Raw genomic sequence first — 18,067 nt, 5'->3', positions numbered from 1 at the left:
TGGCCGAATTGTGGCGGGGGTCACATAACGTCACCAGCCTCGAACCGTGGCATACATTTGCTATTTTTGTGATCGGTTTCACATAGGCCTTTGTCTTTTTGCCAATCCCCGTAGCCCAGTGGCAACCACCGGAAGGTGGTGATTGAACACATTCCTTAGACTTTCCCCCATAGATAAATAGGGGAAGGTTGCTATGACTGAACGCAATATCGTCGCGATTGATTTAGGGGCTTCCAGCGGGCGAGTGATGCTGGCGACGTGGCAGGCTGAGTCACGCGGTCTGACGCTTAAAGAGATTCACCGTTTTGTTAACAGGCTAACGCCGGTAGACGGGCACGACACTTGGGATCTTGAAACGCTCGAACGAGAAATTTTGCACGGGCTGGTGGCTATCGATAGTGCCGGTATCCGCATCGACAGTATTGGTATCGACACCTGGGGCGTAGATTACGTTCTGCTGGATAGCGAGGGGCGCCGGGTCGGGTTGCCCTATGCCTACCGTGACCACCGCACTGATGGGGTGATGGCTCAGGTGATTAATCAGCTCGGGCGGGAAAACCTTTACCGCAAAACCGGAATTCAGTTTCTGCCGTTTAATACGCTATATCAGTTAAAAGCGCTGGCGGATCAACAGCCTGAATTAATTCCTCAGGTTGAACATTTATTACTGATTCCGGACTATCTTCACTATCGCCTGACCGGCAGTTTCAATCATGAATATACCAATGCCAGCACGACCCAGTTGCTTAATCTGGAGACCGGTGACTGGGATCAAGAATTGCTGGAATATCTGGGCATTCCCCGTTCATGGTTTACCAAACCGTCTCAGCCGGGGCATCAGCTCGGGCATTGGACCAGTCCTTCAGGCCAGAAAGTGCCGGTGACCTCAGTCGCTACTCATGATACCGGTAGCGCAGTTATTGCCGCACCGTTAAAGGCCAGCGGCTGTGTTTACCTCAGTTCCGGCACTTGGTCTTTGATGGGTATTGAAAGCCCGCAGCCGTTTAATGATGCCAGAGCCATGGCCGCCAACGTAACAAATGAAGGCGGCATCAACGGCACTTACCGGGTGCTGAAAAATATTATGGGGCTGTGGCTGCTACAGCGGGTTTGTCAGGAGCTCCAGATAACCGACTTGCCGGCGTTAATTCTTGAAGCCGCTGAACTGCCTGCATTTACCTACTTGGTCAACCCGAATGACGATCGGTTTATTAATCCGACGTCGATGGTAGATGAAATCCGTAAAGCCTGTCATGAGCATCAGCAGCCGGTTCCTCAAAGTCAGGCCGAGCTGGCTCGTTGTATTTTTGACAGCCTGGCGATGTTTTATCGTCAGGTGGTTCTGGAACTGGAAGACCTGCAAGGAAAACCGGTACGCCGGCTAAACATTGTCGGCGGTGGTTGCCAGAATGAGTTCCTGAATCAGCTATGTGCCGACGTGTGCGACCTGACGGTGTTTGCCGGCCCGGTCGAAGCCTCAACGCTGGGAAATCTGGGCTGTCAGCTTATGGCTCTGAATGAGGTCAGCGATGTAAAAAGCTACCGCAGCGTGCTGGCTGATAACTTCCCGCTTTGCTGCTATCTCCCTAACAAACCTTCCGATTTTGCTCAACATTGGCGTCGTTTTCAGGCGCTTAGCCACTCTCATGAGGAATTTTTACTATGACAACATCAACCGAACAGGCCTGGAATCTGGCCAAGGCGCGTTACGCTGAACTAAACGTAGACGTGGAGTCTGTGCTGAAGTTGCTTGATACGCTACCGGTCTCGATGCATTGCTGGCAGGGCGATGATGTCGCCGGTTTCGAGAACACCGGCGGGGCATTGACCGGCGGTATTCAGGCCACCGGTAACTATCCGGGCAAAGCCCGTAGCGCGGTGGAACTCCGGGCCGATCTGGAGCAGGCGCTAGCGTTAATTCCGGGGCCGAAGCGCCTTAACCTGCACGCTATTTATCTGGAGTCCGATGAGCCGGTTGCGCGTAATGAAATTGAACCTAAGCATTTTAGCAACTGGGTTGACTGGGCGCGTAAGCAGGGGCTGGGCCTGGATTTCAACCCTAGCTGTTTTTCTCATCCGCTGAGCGCAGACGGTTTTACGCTGTCTCATGCGAACCCTGAAATTCGCCAGTTCTGGATTGAGCACTGTCAGGCCAGCCGTCGTGTTTCTGCCTATTTTGGCCGTGAGCTGGGTACTGCATCGGTGATGAATATTTGGGTTCCGGACGGAATGAAAGATCTGACGGTCGACCGTTTTGCCTTCCGTGAGCGCCTGATGACCGCGTTAGATGAAGTGATTAGCGAGAAGATCGACCAGAAATACCATATCGATGCCGTGGAAAGTAAGCTGTTCGGTATTGGGGCTGAAAGCTTTACCGTGGGTTCTAATGAGTTCTGCCTTGGCTATGCCGCCAGCCGTGAAACGGCGCTGTGTCTGGATGCCGGTCACTTCCACCCGACTGAAGTTATCTCCGATAAAATTTCAACCGTTATGCTGTTTGTAAAACATCTGCTGCTGCACGTGAGCCGCCCGGTGCGTTGGGACAGCGACCACGTGATTTTGTTGGATGATGAAACGCAGGCCATTGCCCACGAAATTATCCGCAACAAGCTGTTTGACCGCGTTCATATTGGCCTGGATTTCTTTGACGCTTCTATTAACCGCATTGCGGCCTGGGTTATCGGCACCCGCAATATGAAGAAAGCTCTGCTGCGTGCCTTACTGGAGCCGACTGAGATGTTGCGTCAGCTGGAAGTTGACGGTGATTACACCGCCCGTCTGGCCCTGTTAGAAGAGCAAAAATGCTTACCGTGGCAGGCAGTGTGGGAAACCTACTGTTTACGCCATAACACACCGGCGGGTAGCGAATGGCTACAGACCGTCCGTCAATACGAACAATCTGTTCTTAGCAAACGTTAAGGTTTTTTATTATGCAAAATATTATTTCTTCATGGTTTGTGCAGGGCATGATTAAAGCCACCGGTGATATGTGGCTGAAAGGTTGGGATGAACGTAACGGCGGCAACATCAGCCTGCGTTTATTACCGGAAGACGTCGCACCCTATCGGTCAGATCTCTACCCTCAGCCGCGTCAGGAGCCGCTGACTCAACCGATGCCAGAGCTGGCTAATGCCTATTTTATTGTGACCGGTTCGGGTAAGTTTTTCCGCAACGTGCAGATTAATCCGTCTGAAAATCTGGTGGTTTTACAGATTAACGGGCAGGGCAACGGCTATCAGATTTTATGGGGCTTAGATAAAGGCGGTTTACCGACGTCTGAACTGGCCGCTCATTTCCAGTCACATATTGTGCGTATGAAGCTCAGCAATGGCAGCGATCGGGTGATTATGCACTGTCATGCCACCAACCTGATTGCGTTGAGCTATGTGCTGGAACTTAAAAATGAAGTCCTGACCCGTGAACTTTGGGAAGGCAGCACCGAGTGTTTGGTGGTGTTCCCGGACGGCGTAGGTATTGTTCCTTGGATGGTGCCGGGCACCGATGGTATCGGCACCAGTACCGCAGAGCAGATGGCGCATCATCCGCTGGTGCTATGGCCGTTCCACGGTATTTTTGGTACCGGGCCGACGTTGGATGATGCCTTTGGCCTGATCGATACTGCCGAGAAGTCGGCAGAAATCATGGTGAAAGTGCGCTCAATGGGCGGTAAGAAACAGACAATTTCTTCGCAGCAGTTGGTTGACTTGGCGAAACGGTTTGGGGTTACGCCGATGGCAGCCGCCGTTGCGCTGTAAGTGGTGAAGATGGCCGGTGGAGTCCACCGGCTTATCCCATGAGGCTCAACATGTCGTCCCTCGGCCGCTAGGAAAAACTGATATTCCGGTGCTGATTATGCGGACGAAATTTGTGATGGAATCAAATTAAACCACTTTGTCATCAATCCGGGCCGGTGGAATCCATCGGCTTTTTATTAGCCTGAAACGGGAGAGTTAAAATGTTTCGTAAAGCTTTTGTGATGAGCGTTAATCCGGATGCTCACGCTGAATACCAGCAGCGACATAGCCCGATATGGCCTGAACTGGCACAGGTGCTGAAGTCTCACGGGGCGCACCATTACAGTATTTTTATTGATGAAAAACGCCATCTGCTGTTTGGTTACGTTGAGATAGAGTCAGAAGAGCGCTGGAATGCGGTGGCTCAAACGGAGGTGTGTCAGCGCTGGTGGAAACATATGTCGGACGTAATGCCGTCGAATGCAGACAATAGCCCGGTCAGCGATGAGCTGAGGCAGGTTTTTTATTTGGATTAGCATCAGCGTTTTTAATAAGGAGCCGTCAAGTATTCGCTCGTGAAACGTAAATCCCCCGGTTACCCTTAATATACGCAGTCTTCAAGGTGCCATTAATCGGGTACCTTGAACCGCACTTCTGACAGTTGAAAATAGAATATTTAGACACTCTTTCCAAAATGAAACTTACGCTGAATCTGAATTAAATGACATGGCGTTTTTTCATTTATCCAAGCCTTGAAATTGCCTTTCTCGGAGTAATTATTGTTTTAATTCACTAATTTGTGACTTCGCTCACCCCTATCTTTTGATTTTTGCCAACACCTCACCGACAGTGGCACTCACGTAAAGGCTGAGGGTATTGATTCATTTTTAAACTGTAACCACTGTGGTTATGGGGCTTTCCTCATGAACTCATAATGCCGTAATTCAGATTACGGCCCCTGCTGTTAATAATATTTAATAATAAAGGGTTACCAGTATGAGTGGTTCTATTCTCCTTGGTATTTTCTGGCATTTTGTCGGGGCTGCCAGCGCGGCGTGTTTTTATGCACCGTTTAAACAGGTAAAAAATTGGTCATGGGAGACTATGTGGTCTCTCGGTGGTTTTTTCTCATGGATTATTCTGCCCTGGACGGTCAGCTATCTGTTACTGCCTGACTTCTGGGCCTATTACGGTTCTTTCTCTTTTGCCACCTTGATGCCGGTGTTCCTGTTCGGTGCGATGTGGGGTATCGGTAATATTAACTATGGCCTGACCATGCGTTACCTCGGAATGTCTTTGGGTATCGGTATTGCCATTGGTGTGACGCTAATTATCGGTACGCTGATGACGCCGGTACTACAGGGTAAATTCGATTTGTTGCTAACAACGTCCGGCGGCCAGATGACGCTGCTTGGCGTTGCGGTAGCGGTTGTTGGTGTCGGTATTGTGAGCTATGCCGGCCTGCTTAAAGAACGTGCACTGGGTATTCAGGCGGAAGAGTTCGACTTAAAGAAGGGTCTGATTCTGGCCGTGATGTGCGGCATTTTCTCTGCCGGTATGTCGTTTGCAATGGATGCGGCTAAACCCATGCATCAGGCCGCTGAGCAGGTAGGCGTTAGCCCGCTTTATGTCGCCTTGCCTAGCTATGTGGTGATTATGGGCGGCGGTGCGATTGTTAACCTCGGTTTCTGTTTTGTCCGGCTGGCCGTGAAATCAAATCTGTCGATTAAAGCTGACCTCTCAGTGGCTAAAAAACTGCTGATCACCAATGCGCTGTTTTCTATTCTCGGCGGCGCTATGTGGTACTTCCAGTTCTTCTTCTATGCATGGGGCCACGCCAACGTGCCTGAGCAGTACGGCTATATGAGCTGGATGCTGCATATGAGTTTCTACGTGCTGTGCGGCGGTATCGTTGGTCTGCTGCTCAAAGAGTGGATAGGCGTAGGGCGCAAGCCGGTGCGAATACTGTGTCTTGGCTGTTTAGTGATTATCTTGGCGGCCAATATTGTCGGCATGGGGATGGCTTCGTAACTCCTCTTTCTGTTTGGTTAACCTCAGCCGACAGGCGTTTCTGGTGATATGCCTGTCGGTCAGCTTAAAGGACCCTTTTTTATCACCAAGGCAGGGAATATCAGAATCAAGAAATGATCAACAATCTGATGGTCATCATGAGTATCAAAAGGAGTAACAGGTGAAAAATAAAATAAAATCGCTGATTAGTCTTATTTTTGTTATGACGGTGGCATGGGCTCCGGCTTCTGCTTTTTCTCAACCTTCTGGTAGTGCAGGCCAAGGGCAGGCAGCGACTGACCAGTCAAAGGTGCTGCGTTTCTATTTAGTCAGGCATGGTCAGACTTATTCTAATATCAAAGAGATGACCATCGGCGGCGGTGGTAATGCGCAGTTGACCCAAAAAGGGCGTTACGACGCCAGTAGCCTTGGGTTGGGTTTGTCTGAGGTTGATTTTATTGCCGGTTATAGCAGTACGCTTGGCCGCGCTTATGAGACGGCTAATCAAATCCTGCGTGGGCGGGATATGAAAGTAACCCAAATTGAAGATCTTAAGGATATCTCGTGGGGCGATGCCGAAGGCGGACGAATCGAAGAGCTAACCGGGAAATTCGGCCACTCAGGTAATGATTTTGAGTACTATTTTGGTCACTACAATGACCCGAATTTTAAGTCTCCGGTTAACGCCGAGAATATGTATAAATTTTCTCAGCGTTTTGACGGCGCGCTGCGGGATATCGCTCAGCGCCATAAAGGGCAGAGCGGTAATATTTTAGTGACGGCTCATTCATCCATGGCATTTTACCTGCAGAAGTATCGTGCCGGTCAGCCATTATCAGGTTTGTCTAATACCAGCGTTTCAGTGCTTGAACTTAAAGACGGTGAGTTTACCTTAACGGACTTTAATAATAGTGACTATCTGAAGTCAGGCTATGCCAAAGAGAAGGCATTACCGCCTCTCGAAATTACCGTAGTGGTGAATCCGTTGACCATACTAAACCGCGCAGGCGTGATGGAAGGCACCTCGGATTCAGACTTTACGCCTGCGGGCGACAAGGCAAATCAACAGCTGAAAGCCAGCTTAAAGAATACCCAGTTTATCGGTGCTTACAGTAGCGAACTTGGGCGAGGTTATAAAACCGCCAAGGCGGTATTGCCGGAAAGTGGCGTTGCTTTGGTTGAAGATAAAAACCTGAATGAAATTTTTCTGGGCCATTGGGAAGCCGAGAAGGTAGCGACCATTAAAGGCAGCGGCACGCCTGCGGCAGCTAATCTGTTCTCATCAGATAAGGTGATTCAATTTGTGTCACCGGATGATGGTGAGCGCGGTGATATTGCCGCATATCGCTTGGATTCATTCTTATCCGCTATCGGTTATCAATATGAATTCAGCAACGGTAAAGTCGCGGTGTTTACCCATCCGTTAATCTTAAAAGCCTTTCTTAATAAGCGTATTCCTGATTATCAGCTAAAAGACAGTCAGGGAATGCAGGTGATTACGCTGCAATATAAAAATGAAAACTTTAACGTAAAAGATAGCAAAGAGATTGCGCCGAAAAATTAAGCTGTAGTGATATTCTTTTGGTTAAGCGTTAAACCAACCCCGTGCATATACCTCGCGGGGTTTTCTTTTTTATTGCTTGTGCACAGTCGCTATAGTTTTTATATTGCCTTAAATGGTTCATAAGACGGGCGTCGTTTTTTGCTGTCGTCAGTCATGATAAATCTGAGGGATATGATGAAATTAACGGTTTTACTTGATAATAATACGCTGATCGATCGGTACCTGATTGGCGAGCCGGGCGTGTGTTATCACATTGAAATTGGCGGGCGTAATATTCTTTTTGATACCGGATATTCAGATATCTTTATCAAAAATGCAGAATTCCTCGGACTTGATTTAAAAGCGGTTGATACCATCGTTTTATCTCACGGACATAATGACCATAGTTGGGGATTAGGCTACCTGATGCAGCATTTTGATCGCATTAGCTTTAACCCGGCACCTAAAATTAATCTTGTTGCTCACCCTGCAGCATTTTCCCCTAAGTTTGACGGTAATAAATCGATTGGTGCTAATTTCCCTGCCGATTGCTACAGCCTGTATTTGAATAAGGTTGAGACTAAGCAGCCCTATTACATCGCGGATAATTTGATTTTTCTCCGTGAAATTAAGCGGTTAAATGATTTTGAAGGCCTGCGGCCGGCGGGAGAAACGCTTGACTGCTGCGGTGAGCGGGTAGGCGACTGGGTACCGGATGACAGTGCCATTGTATATACCAGTGCGGAAGGTATTGTGGTGATTACCGGCTGCTCACATTCGGGAATTTGTAATATTGTCGATTATGCCATCAGCGTCACCGGGGATAGCCGAGTGTTGGCGGTGATTGGTGGCTTCCATTTGCTGAATGCCAATGAAAACGTATTAACTAAAACGGCAGACCATTTGAGCCAGATTAATCCTCAGCACCTTTATCCCTGCCACTGTACCGATCTGAACGCTAAACTGGCCTTAGCCAAACGAGTTGACATTGATGAAGTGGGCGTTGGAACGGTGCTGGAGTTTGCATAGCAAACGGGAGGTATCGAGTTGAATATTAGCGTCAGACATACTCAGTATGGAGATGCCGCGGCCATTGCCGCCATCTATTCCCAGCCACTAGTTTATGCCGCAACCTTACAATTGCCATACCCGGCGACGGCCGTTTGGGAAAAGCGTCTGAGTGAGTCATCCGACGCTGGCAGCCATAGCCTGGTGGCTTTGGTTGACGAGGAGATTGTTGGCCATATCTATCTGGCAGCATCACCGGCGGTGCGTCGCCGCCACGTGGCGACTATCGGCATGGGCGTCAGCGAAGATTTTTTTGGTCAGGGTGTCGGTTCTGTGCTGCTTGCTGCGGCGATCGATCTGGCCGAGAATTGGATGGCCGTTACCCGAATTGAGTTGGAAGTATATGCCGATAATCAACCGGCGATTGGCCTGTACCGAAAATTTGGCTTTATAGATGAAGGTATTGCTAAGGATTACGCGTTTAGAAACGGGCACTATGTTGATGCAATGCGCATGGCGCGTTTAACGCGCAATAAACCATAAATTAAGGGAGATATTGATTGTGGAACAAACTGTCATCAGAACGGTTTCAGAAAATGATGTAGACCGATGCTATGAGATAGAAACTGTCTCATATGAAGGTGATGAAGCAGCGACCAAAGAGAAAATAGCTAAAAGAAGCCGGGTTTATCCGCAGGGCTTTATCGTTTTAGAAAATGAAAATGGCGTTGCCGGCTTTATTAACAGCGGCTGTGCCCACGATGTGGTGATGTCAGATGAAGAATTTAAACAGTTAGTCGGTCACGATCCTGATGCACCTAACGTGGTAATTATGTCGGTTGTGGTCCATCCTGACTATCAGGGAAAAGGCTATGCCGGTTTGCTGATGACGGCTTTTATTGAGCATATGAAAGGGCTGGGGAAACAGACTATTCACCTGATGTGTAAAGAGCGACACGTTGGACTGTATGAGAAGTTCGGCTTCGGCTATGTGAAACAGTCTGAGTCAGATCACGGCGGAATGTCGTGGCATGAGATGGTTATGGTGTTGTAGCAACCGTTTAGCATTCAATTGTTCTGACCGATTATCTGGGGATTATTTGAATCCCCAGAATTCGATGAGTTGATAATTTTTTAATGACAGAAGTAGCGTCATACCCGGGCCACCCTGTGGGATATCCATCCAACTTTGACCCGGTTTTATTCTTGGCATGATACTGATTTCAATCCAGTGATACTTTTCAAAAACGTTATAATGAAGCTCATAGTCTTCTAGTGAAATAGCCGTATCCTCAGGTCGCCCGTATTCCAAAAAATAGCGGTAAGCATGGGAGACTGCCTGAAAATACCTGCCGCCGACTACAGCACTATATGTAGGAGTATGGCTTCTGTATTCAGCTAAGTGTTTTTTATATTCAGTTCGCTCGATAAGGCTACGATAACTGGCGTCTAAACCCAATTTTGCTGCGATATCAGATAATGATATGCGCATTGGCGTGGGCAGATATAACTCACTTTCCTCGATGAGTAGAATCAATAGCTCAAGGCAATGCTTAGCGTTGTTTTGCTCAAGCATCACCAGTAATCCATTGACATCAATCTGTTTTTTCTCAGCAAGTAACGCTAAAGCTTGCTTAAGCAGGTTTTGCGTTGAGAGGTCTTTCATCTTTTGTTTGTTCCAAAAAAATCACTGTGCGTGGGCATAACCCCATAGCGTCACCAATATCCATGCAGCTATGCCCCAAACTACGCAGGCCATTAATAATGATGGAATTAACCGAAAGTGGCCGACCAGAATGTACAGTGAAACTAAATAGCTCAGCATCGGCAGAGTGGCGAGCCCGGTGAACAGAATCGTTTCTCTCAGGTCGGCCGTCGGGCGGATAGACCCTACGCTGTAGTGAGCGATAAGTGCAAAAGTTGGAAAGAGCGGAGCAAGCCCGGCAATATAGTAAAACTTTGATTTAGACAGCAGAGATATGATGATAACGACCACCGCTCCGATTAGGGATTTTAGTAACAGTGCCATGTTGAAATGCTGCGCTCTCTAAAATGAATATTGTCGAAAGGGCATACTATATGGCCCTTTGAGTATAAACAAATGGTTTAAATTACCCACGATTTCAGCAGGCTAGGATTGCCTTCTTTTTGCTATTCGTAGGGACACCATAGTGCGCTATAATTCGAATTCTACAAGCCGGGAGGATGAACAATGAGTGATGATATTTTCGATTTTGATATCGATGCTGAGCTGGAAGCCGCAGAGAAGAAAGCTGAGCAAAAAGTAAATGAAGTGCCTGAGATAACATCCGGCGAAGATGATTGTGAAGGTTGCAAGATTTAGCGGTCGTTTTAATACTCGTGACGTTTTTAGCAACCACCTTCGGGTGGTTTCTTTTTATGTAAAAGAAACATGTTCTGTTTTATGAAAATTAACTCGATAGATTTTATTATTTAATTCTTTCACTATTATTTGCGGAAATTATCATTCTCAGCAGTCAATTGTATTATTTATTATGTTTATTCACCTGTTTAATTAAAACATCCCATTAACAACGCCTTAACCCACCTTAATTGAGACTGCAATCTAAATTAATCTCATTAAAATAGTATGGTATTTATATTTTAAGAATTAATAACAGAAACTTTATCTGTATCAATAAAACATTTAAATAAACGCTATATAGTCATAATGTTATTAAACTCTAGGTAAATCATTGGATTTAATGATTCTTTGCGTCATTGCTTAGATAATTAATATGATAGTGATAGAAGATATCACCAACCCATAAATGAAAACGAAAGTTAATAACGTGATAGATATCACTTATACAATAAAATAATAAAATATTGAGTATTAAGAAATCTTTTTCTTTTTTAGTTTAATCATTATTGATGTTCGCGGGGGTATTCATGGAATTTGCTTTACAACTTATCATTATATTGATCTGCCTATTTTACGGTGCGCGTAAAGGCGGAATCGCTCTCGGTTTATTAGGGGGTATTGGCTTAGTTATTTTGGTGTTCGTTTTCCATCTTAAGCCGGGTAAACCACCAGTCGACGTTATGCTGGTGATTATTGCGGTGGTAGCAGCTTCCGCAACCTTACAGGCCTCGGGCGGTCTGGATGTTATGCTACAAATTGCAGAGAAATTACTGAGAAAGAATCCAAAGTATGTCTCTATTGTGGCGCCTTTTGTGACCTGTGTTTTGACCATTCTTTGTGGTACGGGCCACGTGGTTTATACCATCCTGCCTATTATTTATGACGTTGCAATTAAAAATAATATCCGGCCTGAGCGACCAATGGCGGCGAGTTCCGTGGGGTCTCAGATGGGGATAATTGCCAGTCCGGTGTCGGTTGCCGTGGTGTCGCTGGTTGCGATGCTCGGTAACTTCACCTTTGATGGCAAGCATCTTCAGTTTTTAGACCTGCTGGCAATTACCATTCCGTCTACGCTGTTAGGTATTCTGGCGATTGGTATTTTTAGCTGGTTCAGAGGCAAAGATCTTGATAAGGATGAAGAGTTCCAGGCATTTATTGCTGTCCCTGAGAACAAACATTACGTTTATGGTGATACTGCGACACTGTTAGACCGAAAATTACCCATGAGAAACTGGGTGGCAATGTGGATCTTCTTAGGTTCAATTGCCGTTGTTGCTATTCTTGGTGCATTTGAAGGCTTACGTCCGACCTTTGATGACAAGCCGCTTTCTATGGTGCTGGTCATTCAGATGTTCATGCTGTTAGCCGGTGCTCTGATTATCATCATTACTAAAACGAATGCCGCTTCTATCTCTAAGAATGAAGTATTCCGTTCAGGCATGATCGCAATCGTCGCGGTATATGGTATTGCATGGATGGCCGAAACCATGTTCGGCGCCCATATGACAGAGATTAAAGCTGTTTTAGGCGATATGGTGAAGGAGTTCCCGTGGGCCTATGCCATTGTCCTGCTGCTGGTTTCGAAGTTTGTTAACTCACAGGCTGCCGCTTTGGCGGCGATAGTTCCGGTTGCGTTAGCGATTGGCGTTGATCCTGCCTATATCGTGGCTTCTGCTCCGGCTTGTTATGGATACTATATTCTGCCTACTTATCCAAGCGATCTGGCGGCGATTCAATTTGACCGTTCAGGAACGACTAAAATCGGCCGCTTCGTTATCAACCATAGCTTTATACTGCCGGGCCTAATCGGGGTTGGCGTATCTTGCGTATTTGGTTGGATATTCGCCGGAATGTACGGTTTCTTATAACCGCAAAATAGCGTGCGCTAGGGACGCTCCGGCGCACGCTTTTTATACCCTTCCTATTTCAAACCGTATCTGCGCTTAGTCACTCGAATTATTTAGGGTATATGGTTGTTGTCTGGTTCGGGATCATGGAATCAAGCCTTGGCCAGACGCATAATGAAAAAGTCAGGAAAAATAATCAGAGTATTCAGACTGTTCAAACAACACCTGTCACATCCTGAATGTTAAATTATTGTATAAATAGTTACCTTGTCTTATGGTGTCGGCGTCGTTCAGACATCAGAAATAACGATCAATGTCGGGTTAATTTTTTCAAAAAACATAAAAGGCTGGAAGCATATGTCAACGATTGAGTTTAAATATCAGGACACTTATCCATTAGGAAAAGACGACACAGAATATTACTTACTGACTAAGGATCATGTTTCAGTCGGTGAGTTTGAAGGAAATGAAATTCTTAAGGTTGATCCCGAAGCGCTGACGTTAGTTGCTCAGCATGCTTTACACGATGCCTCTTTTTTACTGCGCCCGTCGCATCAGGCACAGGTTGCTCAAATTCTGGCGGATCCGGAAGCCAGTGAAAATGATAAGTATGTAGCGCTGACTTTCCTGCGTAACGCTGAAATTTCGGCTAAAGGTATTTTGCCTTTCTGTCAGGATACCGGTACTGCCATTATTATGGGTAAGAAAGGACAAAAAGTCTGGACCGGTGGTAATGATGAAGAAGCGTTATCTAAAGGCGTATTTAATACCTTTGTTGAAGATAACCTGCGTTATTCGCAAAACGCCGCGCTGGATATGTATAACGAAATCAACACCTGCTGCAACCTGCCGGCACAGATTGATTTATATAGCACTGAAGGCGATGAGTATAAGTTCCTGTGTGTCATTAAAGGTGGCGGTTCTGCTAACAAAACGGCGCTTTTCCAGGAAACTAAAGCCCTGCTGACGCCTGAGAAATTAGAAAAATACCTGATTGAAAAAATGAAGAGCCTGGGTACTGCGGCTTGCCCTCCTTATCACGTGGTGTTTGTTATCGGTGGCACATCTGCTGAAACTAACCTGAAGGTCGTTAAGCTGGCTTCGGCTAAGTATTACGATTCGCTACCGACTAAGGGTAATGAAGGTGGTCAGGCATTCCGCGATCTGGATATGGAAGCTAAGCTATTAAAAGCGGCTCATAATCTGGGCATTGGTGCTCAGTTCGGCGGTAAATATTTTGCGCATGACATTCGCGTTATCCGTCTGCCGCGCCACGGAGCTTCTTGCCCGGTAGGTATGGGAGTATCTTGCTCTGCTGACCGTAATATTAAAGCGAAGATTAATAAAGAAGGTATCTGGATCGAGAAGCTGGAAGATAATCCGGGTAAATATATTCCGGAAGAGTACCGCAACGTTGGTGAAGGCGATGCGGTGCATATTAACCTGAATCGTCCGATGCCTGAGATTCTGGCAGACCTGTCGAAGTATCCGGTTTCTACCCGCGTTCTGTTAACCGGTACTATCATTGTGGGTCGTGATATCGCTCATGCCCGGTTACAGGCGATGCTAGATAAAGGTGAAGACCTGCCGCAGTACATTAAAGATCACCCAATCTATTATGCCGGACCGGCCAAGAAGCCTGAAGGCTATGCATCCGGTTCATTGGGCCCGACAACGGCGGGTCGTATGGATTCTTACGTTGATGCTTTCCAGTCACACGGTGGGAGCTTAATTATGCTGTCTAAAGGTAATCGTAGCCAGCAGGTTACGGATGCTTGTAAGAAGCACGGTGGTTTCTATTTAGGCAGTATCGGTGGCCCGGCTGCGATTCTGGCACAGAACAGCATCAAGAAGTTGGAATGTATTGCGTATCCTGAACTGGATATGGAAGCCATCTGGAAAATTGAAGTTGAAGACTTCCCGGCCTTTATTCTGGTTGATGATAAAGGCAATGACTTCTTCCAGAAATTTAAGTAACAGATTGATGTTATAGCTAAAAGTTATTTTGGCCTAAGCCCTGAAGGATTACACCTTCAGGGCTTTTTTATTATGGAATTCAAAGCATACAATGGCTATGCCGACGGTAACTTCTCGGGCACTAGTTTTTTATGCTGATAACCGTTCTCGATGAGTGAAACTTCAGGATAAACTGTTGTTGCGTAATTTTTGACCTATCTTAGTGTGATCGGTCTGACAAAAGTTATCGGTAAATTTCATCTAACCCATTTTGATTATTTGCTTTAGCTCGCCTGTTTATCTTTTATATTGGCGTTATCAAAGGTTATTTAATGCCCGGCTGGTAGATAGTGAAAATAATAAATTCTTTATAATTCAAGTGGATGTCGATACCGGCCTTCTTTTAACATCTTCATTACCTCTTCATCTGCCAATTCATGGAAAATATTTCTGACATATTGCTCTGATTGGAGAAATATATTCTCCTTATGTTTAGCATGGTTATTAATTAGGGAAGAAATTTCTATCAGCAGGCGAGTAACATTTATTAGGTAGTAAGACACAGAACTAAATTTATTATCTCCCCTATGACTGCTTTAATTAACACTAATTTATTGATAATAAGCAGAAAGAGTTATCAAAACTAAGAAGAAGCTATCTTAATAACACCAATAATAAGAGAGTGTGAAATGGAAACGGTAACAAATCAAAATGATGCTCTTGTCGGCGAGCCCTGTGCGGCAGCCCGTCGAGCAGGAATGAGTGAACAAGAGTGGCGTGAAGCCATTAAGTTTGACAGTACCGATGCCGGTTGGGTCATTATGAGTATCGGTATGGCTATCGGTGCCGGTATCGTCTTTTTACCGGTGCAGGTTGGTTTGATGGGGCTGTGGGTTTTCCTGCTTTCATCCGTTATTGGCTATCCTGCGATGTATTTATTCCAACGGTTATTTATCAATACGCTGGCGGAGTCACCGGAATGTAAAGATTACCCTAGCGTCATTACCGGATATCTAGGTAAGAACTGGGGAATTTTGCTCGGTGCACTTTATTTCATCATGTTAGTTATCTGGATGTTTGTTTATTCCACCGCAATTACCAACGACAGTGCTTCATATCTGCATACTTTCGGCGTTACTGATTCGCTGCTGTCTGAAAACCCATTCTATGGCTTAGTGCTGATCTGTATTCTGGTAGCGATTTCATCCCGGGGTGAAAAGCTGCTGTTTAAAGTCTCAAGTTTTATGGTGCTGACCAAGCTTTTTGTGGTGGCGGCATTGGGTGTATCAATGGTGGGAATGTGGCATTTATACAATGCCGGTGAGCTCCCGCCTCTGGGCTTGCTGATTAAAAATGCCATTATTACACTGCCGTTTACCCTCACTTCAATCCTGTTTATTCAAACTCTTAGCCCGATGGTGATCTCCTATCGTGCCAGAGAGAAATCGGTAGAAGTTGCCCGCCATAAGGCACTGAGAGCGATGAATATCGCCTTCGGTATCTTGTTCTGTACCGTATTTTTCTATGCGGTTTCGTTCACCTTAGCTATGGGGCACGACGAGGCAGTAAAAGCTTATGAGCAAAATATTTCTGCGCTGGCCATTGCTGCCCAGTTCTTCCCCGGCGGGTGGGTTACGGTTGTTAGCGTAGTACTGAATATTTTCGCCGTAATGACCGCGTTCTTTGGTGTCTATCTTGGTTTCCGCGAGGCCTGTCAGGGCATTGTGATGAACATTCTGCAGCGCATGATGCCGGTAGAGCGTATTAGTGAAAAATGGGTACAGAACGGCATCATGATTTTCGCGGTATTGCTGGCCTGGAGCGCCATTGTACTGAATGCTCCTGTTCTGAGCTTTACCTCAATCTGTAGCCCGATTTTCGGTATGGTCGGCTGTCTCATCCCTGCTTATCTGGTGTATCGGGTTCCGGCGTTGCATAAGTATAAGGGGCTGTCTTTGATGCTGATTATCATCACTGGCCTGCTGTTGTGCATCTCGCCATTCCTGGCCTTTACCTAGAAATAGTTTCTGGCTCCCTCTTGGTTCTGACAGTAAGAACTAAGAGGGGGCAGATGGCAGGAAACGAGTGTGTTTAACCACGATGTTTGATTTTGTAAAAGTAGTTTGTAGAAGGTAGAGATTATGAGCCAGCAACAAAGCCCCGCTCTGTGGGCCGAATTTATTAAGGCTGTTAAGCAGGAAGTTGTTCCGGCGATTGGTTGTACTGAACCGATATCACTGGCGCTGGCTTCTGCAATTGCTGCCTCTTATCTGGAACAAAAGCCTGAGCGCATTGAGGCCAAAGTCTCAATGAACTTAATGAAAAACGGTATGGGTGTTACCGTGCCGGGTACCGGAATGGTCGGGTTGCCAATCGCTGCCGCAGTGGGTGCAATCGGCGGTGACGCTAAGGCCGGTCTGGAAGTCCTTAAGCATCTTAGCCCTGACTCAGTCAGCCAAGGGAAAGTGATGTTGGCAGAAGGTCGGGTCTCGGTGTGTATTGCTGAGTGCTCACAAACGCTTTATTCCGAAGCAACCCTGTATGCTGGTAGTGATAAAGTTCGGGTGTGTATTGCTGATAGCCACACTCATGTCGTACGCATTGAGAAAAATGATCGGTTGCTGTTTGAAACCGATCGGACCGGTACCTCACTGGATCAGCAGGGATATTGTATGGAGTCTGCCCGGGCAGATGATGTTTATCAATTTGCTATCAATGCTCCGTTTGAGGATCTGGAATTTATCCTGCAGGCTGCGGCCTTAAACAGTGCTCTGTCGGTTGAAGGACTTAAGTCCAGCTATGGACTGCATATTGGAGCCACTCTGCAAAAGCAGATGTCGCTGGGGCTGCTTTCGCCCGATTTATTAACTCAGATAATGATCCGGACTACATCGGCTTCTGACGCCCGAATGGGGGGCGCACTGTTACCGGCCATGAGTAATTCCGGTTCCGGTAATCAGGGGATTGCGGCAACGATGCCGGTGGTGGTGGTGGCTGAATTTGTTGGTGCAGATAAAGAGAAGCTGGCTCGGGCGCTGATGCTGTCTCATCTGATGGCGATCTATATTCATACTAAGTTGCCTAAGCTGTCGGCCCTGTGTGCTGCAACCACGGCTTCGATGGGCGCTGCTGCCGGTATGGCATGGCTGCTAAGCGATCGTTTTGATACGGTAGGAATGGCGATTTCAAGCATGATTGGTGATGTCAGCGGCATGATCTGTGACGGCGCCTCTAACAGCTGTGCCATGAAAGTATCGACCAGTGCCTCTTCGGCCTATAAGGCCGTTTTAATGGCGCTGGACGGGTGCTGTGTCACCGGTAATGAAGGTATTGTTGAAAGCGACGTGGATAAGTCGATTGCTAATCTTGGCGCATTAGCCTGCGGAAGTATGTGTCAGACTGATACTCAGATTATTGAGATAATGACCCGCAAGGCTTCCTGATAGCGATTGCTAGCCAGATAGGTTTAAATTTCTCAGCCATTTGGCTTTTAAGCTCGATGGCTGAGGCGTTTTCTGGCCTATTTCTTTACTCTCATAAATCATTATCTTTATTTAACTTATTGTATTAAATATTATTTAAT

The 18,067-nt window shown here is 46.6% G+C and carries 16 protein-coding genes; 14 read left to right on the top strand and 2 right to left on the bottom strand.

Features of this window, described 5'->3' with window-relative positions; translation table 11 throughout:
- The first annotated feature begins 193 nt into the window (after positions 1-193).
- The 9 genes from rhaB to YWE_RS0103510 all read left to right on the top strand — a co-directional run bounded on the left by rhaB (position 194) and on the right by YWE_RS0103510 (position 9,349).
- Complete coding sequence (gene rhaB, locus YWE_RS0103550; RefSeq protein ID WP_036014961.1) at positions 194-1,666, top strand: rhamnulokinase; 1,473 nt, start codon at positions 194-196, stop codon at positions 1,664-1,666.
- A complete protein-coding gene (locus tag YWE_RS0103545; protein ID WP_029093283.1) occupies positions 1,663-2,919 on the top strand; it encodes an L-rhamnose isomerase in 1,257 nt (418 codons plus the stop codon). Before rhaB ends, YWE_RS0103545 begins: the two co-directional genes overlap by 4 nt.
- An 11-nt stretch (positions 2,920-2,930) precedes the next feature.
- Positions 2,931-3,755 (top strand): rhamnulose-1-phosphate aldolase, encoded by an 825-nt coding sequence (gene rhaD, locus YWE_RS0103540; RefSeq protein ID WP_029093282.1) that lies wholly within the window; start codon positions 2,931-2,933, stop codon positions 3,753-3,755.
- Between the two features lie 200 nt (positions 3,756-3,955).
- Positions 3,956-4,270, top strand: coding sequence for an L-rhamnose mutarotase (rhaM, locus tag YWE_RS0103535; protein WP_029093281.1), 315 nt, complete (start codon positions 3,956-3,958; stop codon positions 4,268-4,270).
- A gap of 460 nt (positions 4,271-4,730) precedes the next feature.
- Positions 4,731-5,765, top strand: coding sequence for an L-rhamnose/proton symporter RhaT (gene rhaT, locus YWE_RS0103530; RefSeq protein ID WP_029093280.1), 1,035 nt, complete (start codon positions 4,731-4,733; stop codon positions 5,763-5,765).
- A 160-nt stretch (positions 5,766-5,925) separates the two neighbouring features.
- Entirely contained in the window at positions 5,926-7,308 is a 1,383-nt protein-coding gene (locus tag YWE_RS0103525; protein WP_029093279.1) for a histidine phosphatase family protein, read from the top strand.
- 174 nt (positions 7,309-7,482) lie between these two features.
- Positions 7,483-8,316 carry an MBL fold metallo-hydrolase gene (locus tag YWE_RS0103520; RefSeq protein WP_029093278.1) on the top strand — a complete coding sequence of 278 codons (834 nt, stop codon included), beginning with the start codon at positions 7,483-7,485 and terminating at the stop codon, positions 8,314-8,316.
- 18 nt (positions 8,317-8,334) lie between these two features.
- Positions 8,335-8,838 (top strand): GNAT family N-acetyltransferase, encoded by a 504-nt coding sequence (locus YWE_RS0103515; RefSeq protein ID WP_029093277.1) that lies wholly within the window; start codon positions 8,335-8,337, stop codon positions 8,836-8,838.
- Between the two features lie 19 nt (positions 8,839-8,857).
- Positions 8,858-9,349 (top strand): GNAT family N-acetyltransferase, encoded by a 492-nt coding sequence (locus tag YWE_RS0103510; RefSeq protein ID WP_051323165.1) that lies wholly within the window; start codon positions 8,858-8,860, stop codon positions 9,347-9,349.
- Between the two features lie 42 nt (positions 9,350-9,391).
- Here YWE_RS0103510 and YWE_RS0103505 read toward each other — a convergent pair whose 3' ends face one another.
- On the bottom strand, positions 9,392-9,961 hold the full coding sequence (locus YWE_RS0103505; RefSeq protein WP_029093275.1) for a hypothetical protein: 570 nt from the start codon (positions 9,959-9,961) through the stop codon (positions 9,392-9,394).
- Positions 9,962-9,982: 21 nt separating this feature from the next.
- Positions 9,983-10,324: a GlpM family protein gene (locus tag YWE_RS0103500; RefSeq protein WP_029093274.1), complete on the bottom strand. Its 342-nt coding sequence runs from the start codon at positions 10,322-10,324 to the stop codon at positions 9,983-9,985.
- A gap of 183 nt (positions 10,325-10,507) precedes the next feature.
- On the opposite strand from YWE_RS0103500, the gene YWE_RS31635 reads away from it, so the two are divergent.
- The 5 genes from YWE_RS31635 (at position 10,508) to YWE_RS0103475 (ending at position 17,927) form a co-directional block, all read left to right on the top strand.
- Positions 10,508-10,639, top strand: coding sequence for a hypothetical protein (locus tag YWE_RS31635; RefSeq protein WP_255324268.1), 132 nt, complete (start codon positions 10,508-10,510; stop codon positions 10,637-10,639).
- A gap of 569 nt (positions 10,640-11,208) precedes the next feature.
- Positions 11,209-12,549, top strand: a complete 1,341-nt coding sequence (locus YWE_RS0103490; protein ID WP_029093273.1) for an anaerobic C4-dicarboxylate transporter — start codon at positions 11,209-11,211, stop codon at positions 12,547-12,549.
- A gap of 336 nt (positions 12,550-12,885) precedes the next feature.
- A complete protein-coding gene (locus YWE_RS0103485; protein ID WP_029093272.1) occupies positions 12,886-14,505 on the top strand; it encodes a fumarate hydratase in 1,620 nt (539 codons plus the stop codon).
- A gap of 668 nt (positions 14,506-15,173) precedes the next feature.
- Positions 15,174-16,502 carry an SLC5/6 family protein gene (locus YWE_RS0103480; RefSeq protein WP_029093271.1) on the top strand — a complete coding sequence of 443 codons (1,329 nt, stop codon included), beginning with the start codon at positions 15,174-15,176 and terminating at the stop codon, positions 16,500-16,502.
- A gap of 123 nt (positions 16,503-16,625) precedes the next feature.
- Positions 16,626-17,927, top strand: a complete 1,302-nt coding sequence (locus tag YWE_RS0103475; RefSeq protein ID WP_029093270.1) for an L-cysteine desulfidase family protein — start codon at positions 16,626-16,628, stop codon at positions 17,925-17,927.
- Positions 17,928-18,067: the final 140 nt, after the last annotated feature.

Origin of the sequence: Budvicia aquatica DSM 5075 = ATCC 35567 (assembly GCF_000427805.1) — a bacterium.
In the GTDB taxonomy this organism is placed as follows: Bacteria; Pseudomonadota; Gammaproteobacteria; order Enterobacterales; family Enterobacteriaceae; genus Budvicia; species Budvicia aquatica.
This window is presented reverse-complemented; position numbering and strand designations above follow the sequence as displayed.

Coding starts and splice junctions, on each gene's coding strand:
- YWE_RS0103520 (WP_029093278.1), top strand. CDS start 7,483: ATGAAATTAACGGTTTTACTTGATAATAATACGCTGATCGATCGGTAC.
- YWE_RS0103545 (WP_029093283.1), top strand. CDS start 1,663: ATGACAACATCAACCGAACAGGCCTGGAATCTGGCCAAGGCGCGTTAC.
- YWE_RS0103505 (WP_029093275.1), bottom strand. CDS start 9,961: ATGAAAGACCTCTCAACGCAAAACCTGCTTAAGCAAGCTTTAGCGTTA.
- rhaM (WP_029093281.1), top strand. CDS start 3,956: ATGTTTCGTAAAGCTTTTGTGATGAGCGTTAATCCGGATGCTCACGCT.
- YWE_RS0103475 (WP_029093270.1), top strand. CDS start 16,626: ATGAGCCAGCAACAAAGCCCCGCTCTGTGGGCCGAATTTATTAAGGCT.
- YWE_RS0103480 (WP_029093271.1), top strand. CDS start 15,174: ATGGAAACGGTAACAAATCAAAATGATGCTCTTGTCGGCGAGCCCTGT.
- rhaT (WP_029093280.1), top strand. CDS start 4,731: ATGAGTGGTTCTATTCTCCTTGGTATTTTCTGGCATTTTGTCGGGGCT.
- YWE_RS0103500 (WP_029093274.1), bottom strand. CDS start 10,324: ATGGCACTGTTACTAAAATCCCTAATCGGAGCGGTGGTCGTTATCATC.
- YWE_RS0103485 (WP_029093272.1), top strand. CDS start 12,886: ATGTCAACGATTGAGTTTAAATATCAGGACACTTATCCATTAGGAAAA.
- rhaB (WP_036014961.1), top strand. CDS start 194: ATGACTGAACGCAATATCGTCGCGATTGATTTAGGGGCTTCCAGCGGG.
- rhaD (WP_029093282.1), top strand. CDS start 2,931: ATGCAAAATATTATTTCTTCATGGTTTGTGCAGGGCATGATTAAAGCC.
- YWE_RS0103490 (WP_029093273.1), top strand. CDS start 11,209: ATGGAATTTGCTTTACAACTTATCATTATATTGATCTGCCTATTTTAC.
- YWE_RS31635 (WP_255324268.1), top strand. CDS start 10,508: ATGAGTGATGATATTTTCGATTTTGATATCGATGCTGAGCTGGAAGCC.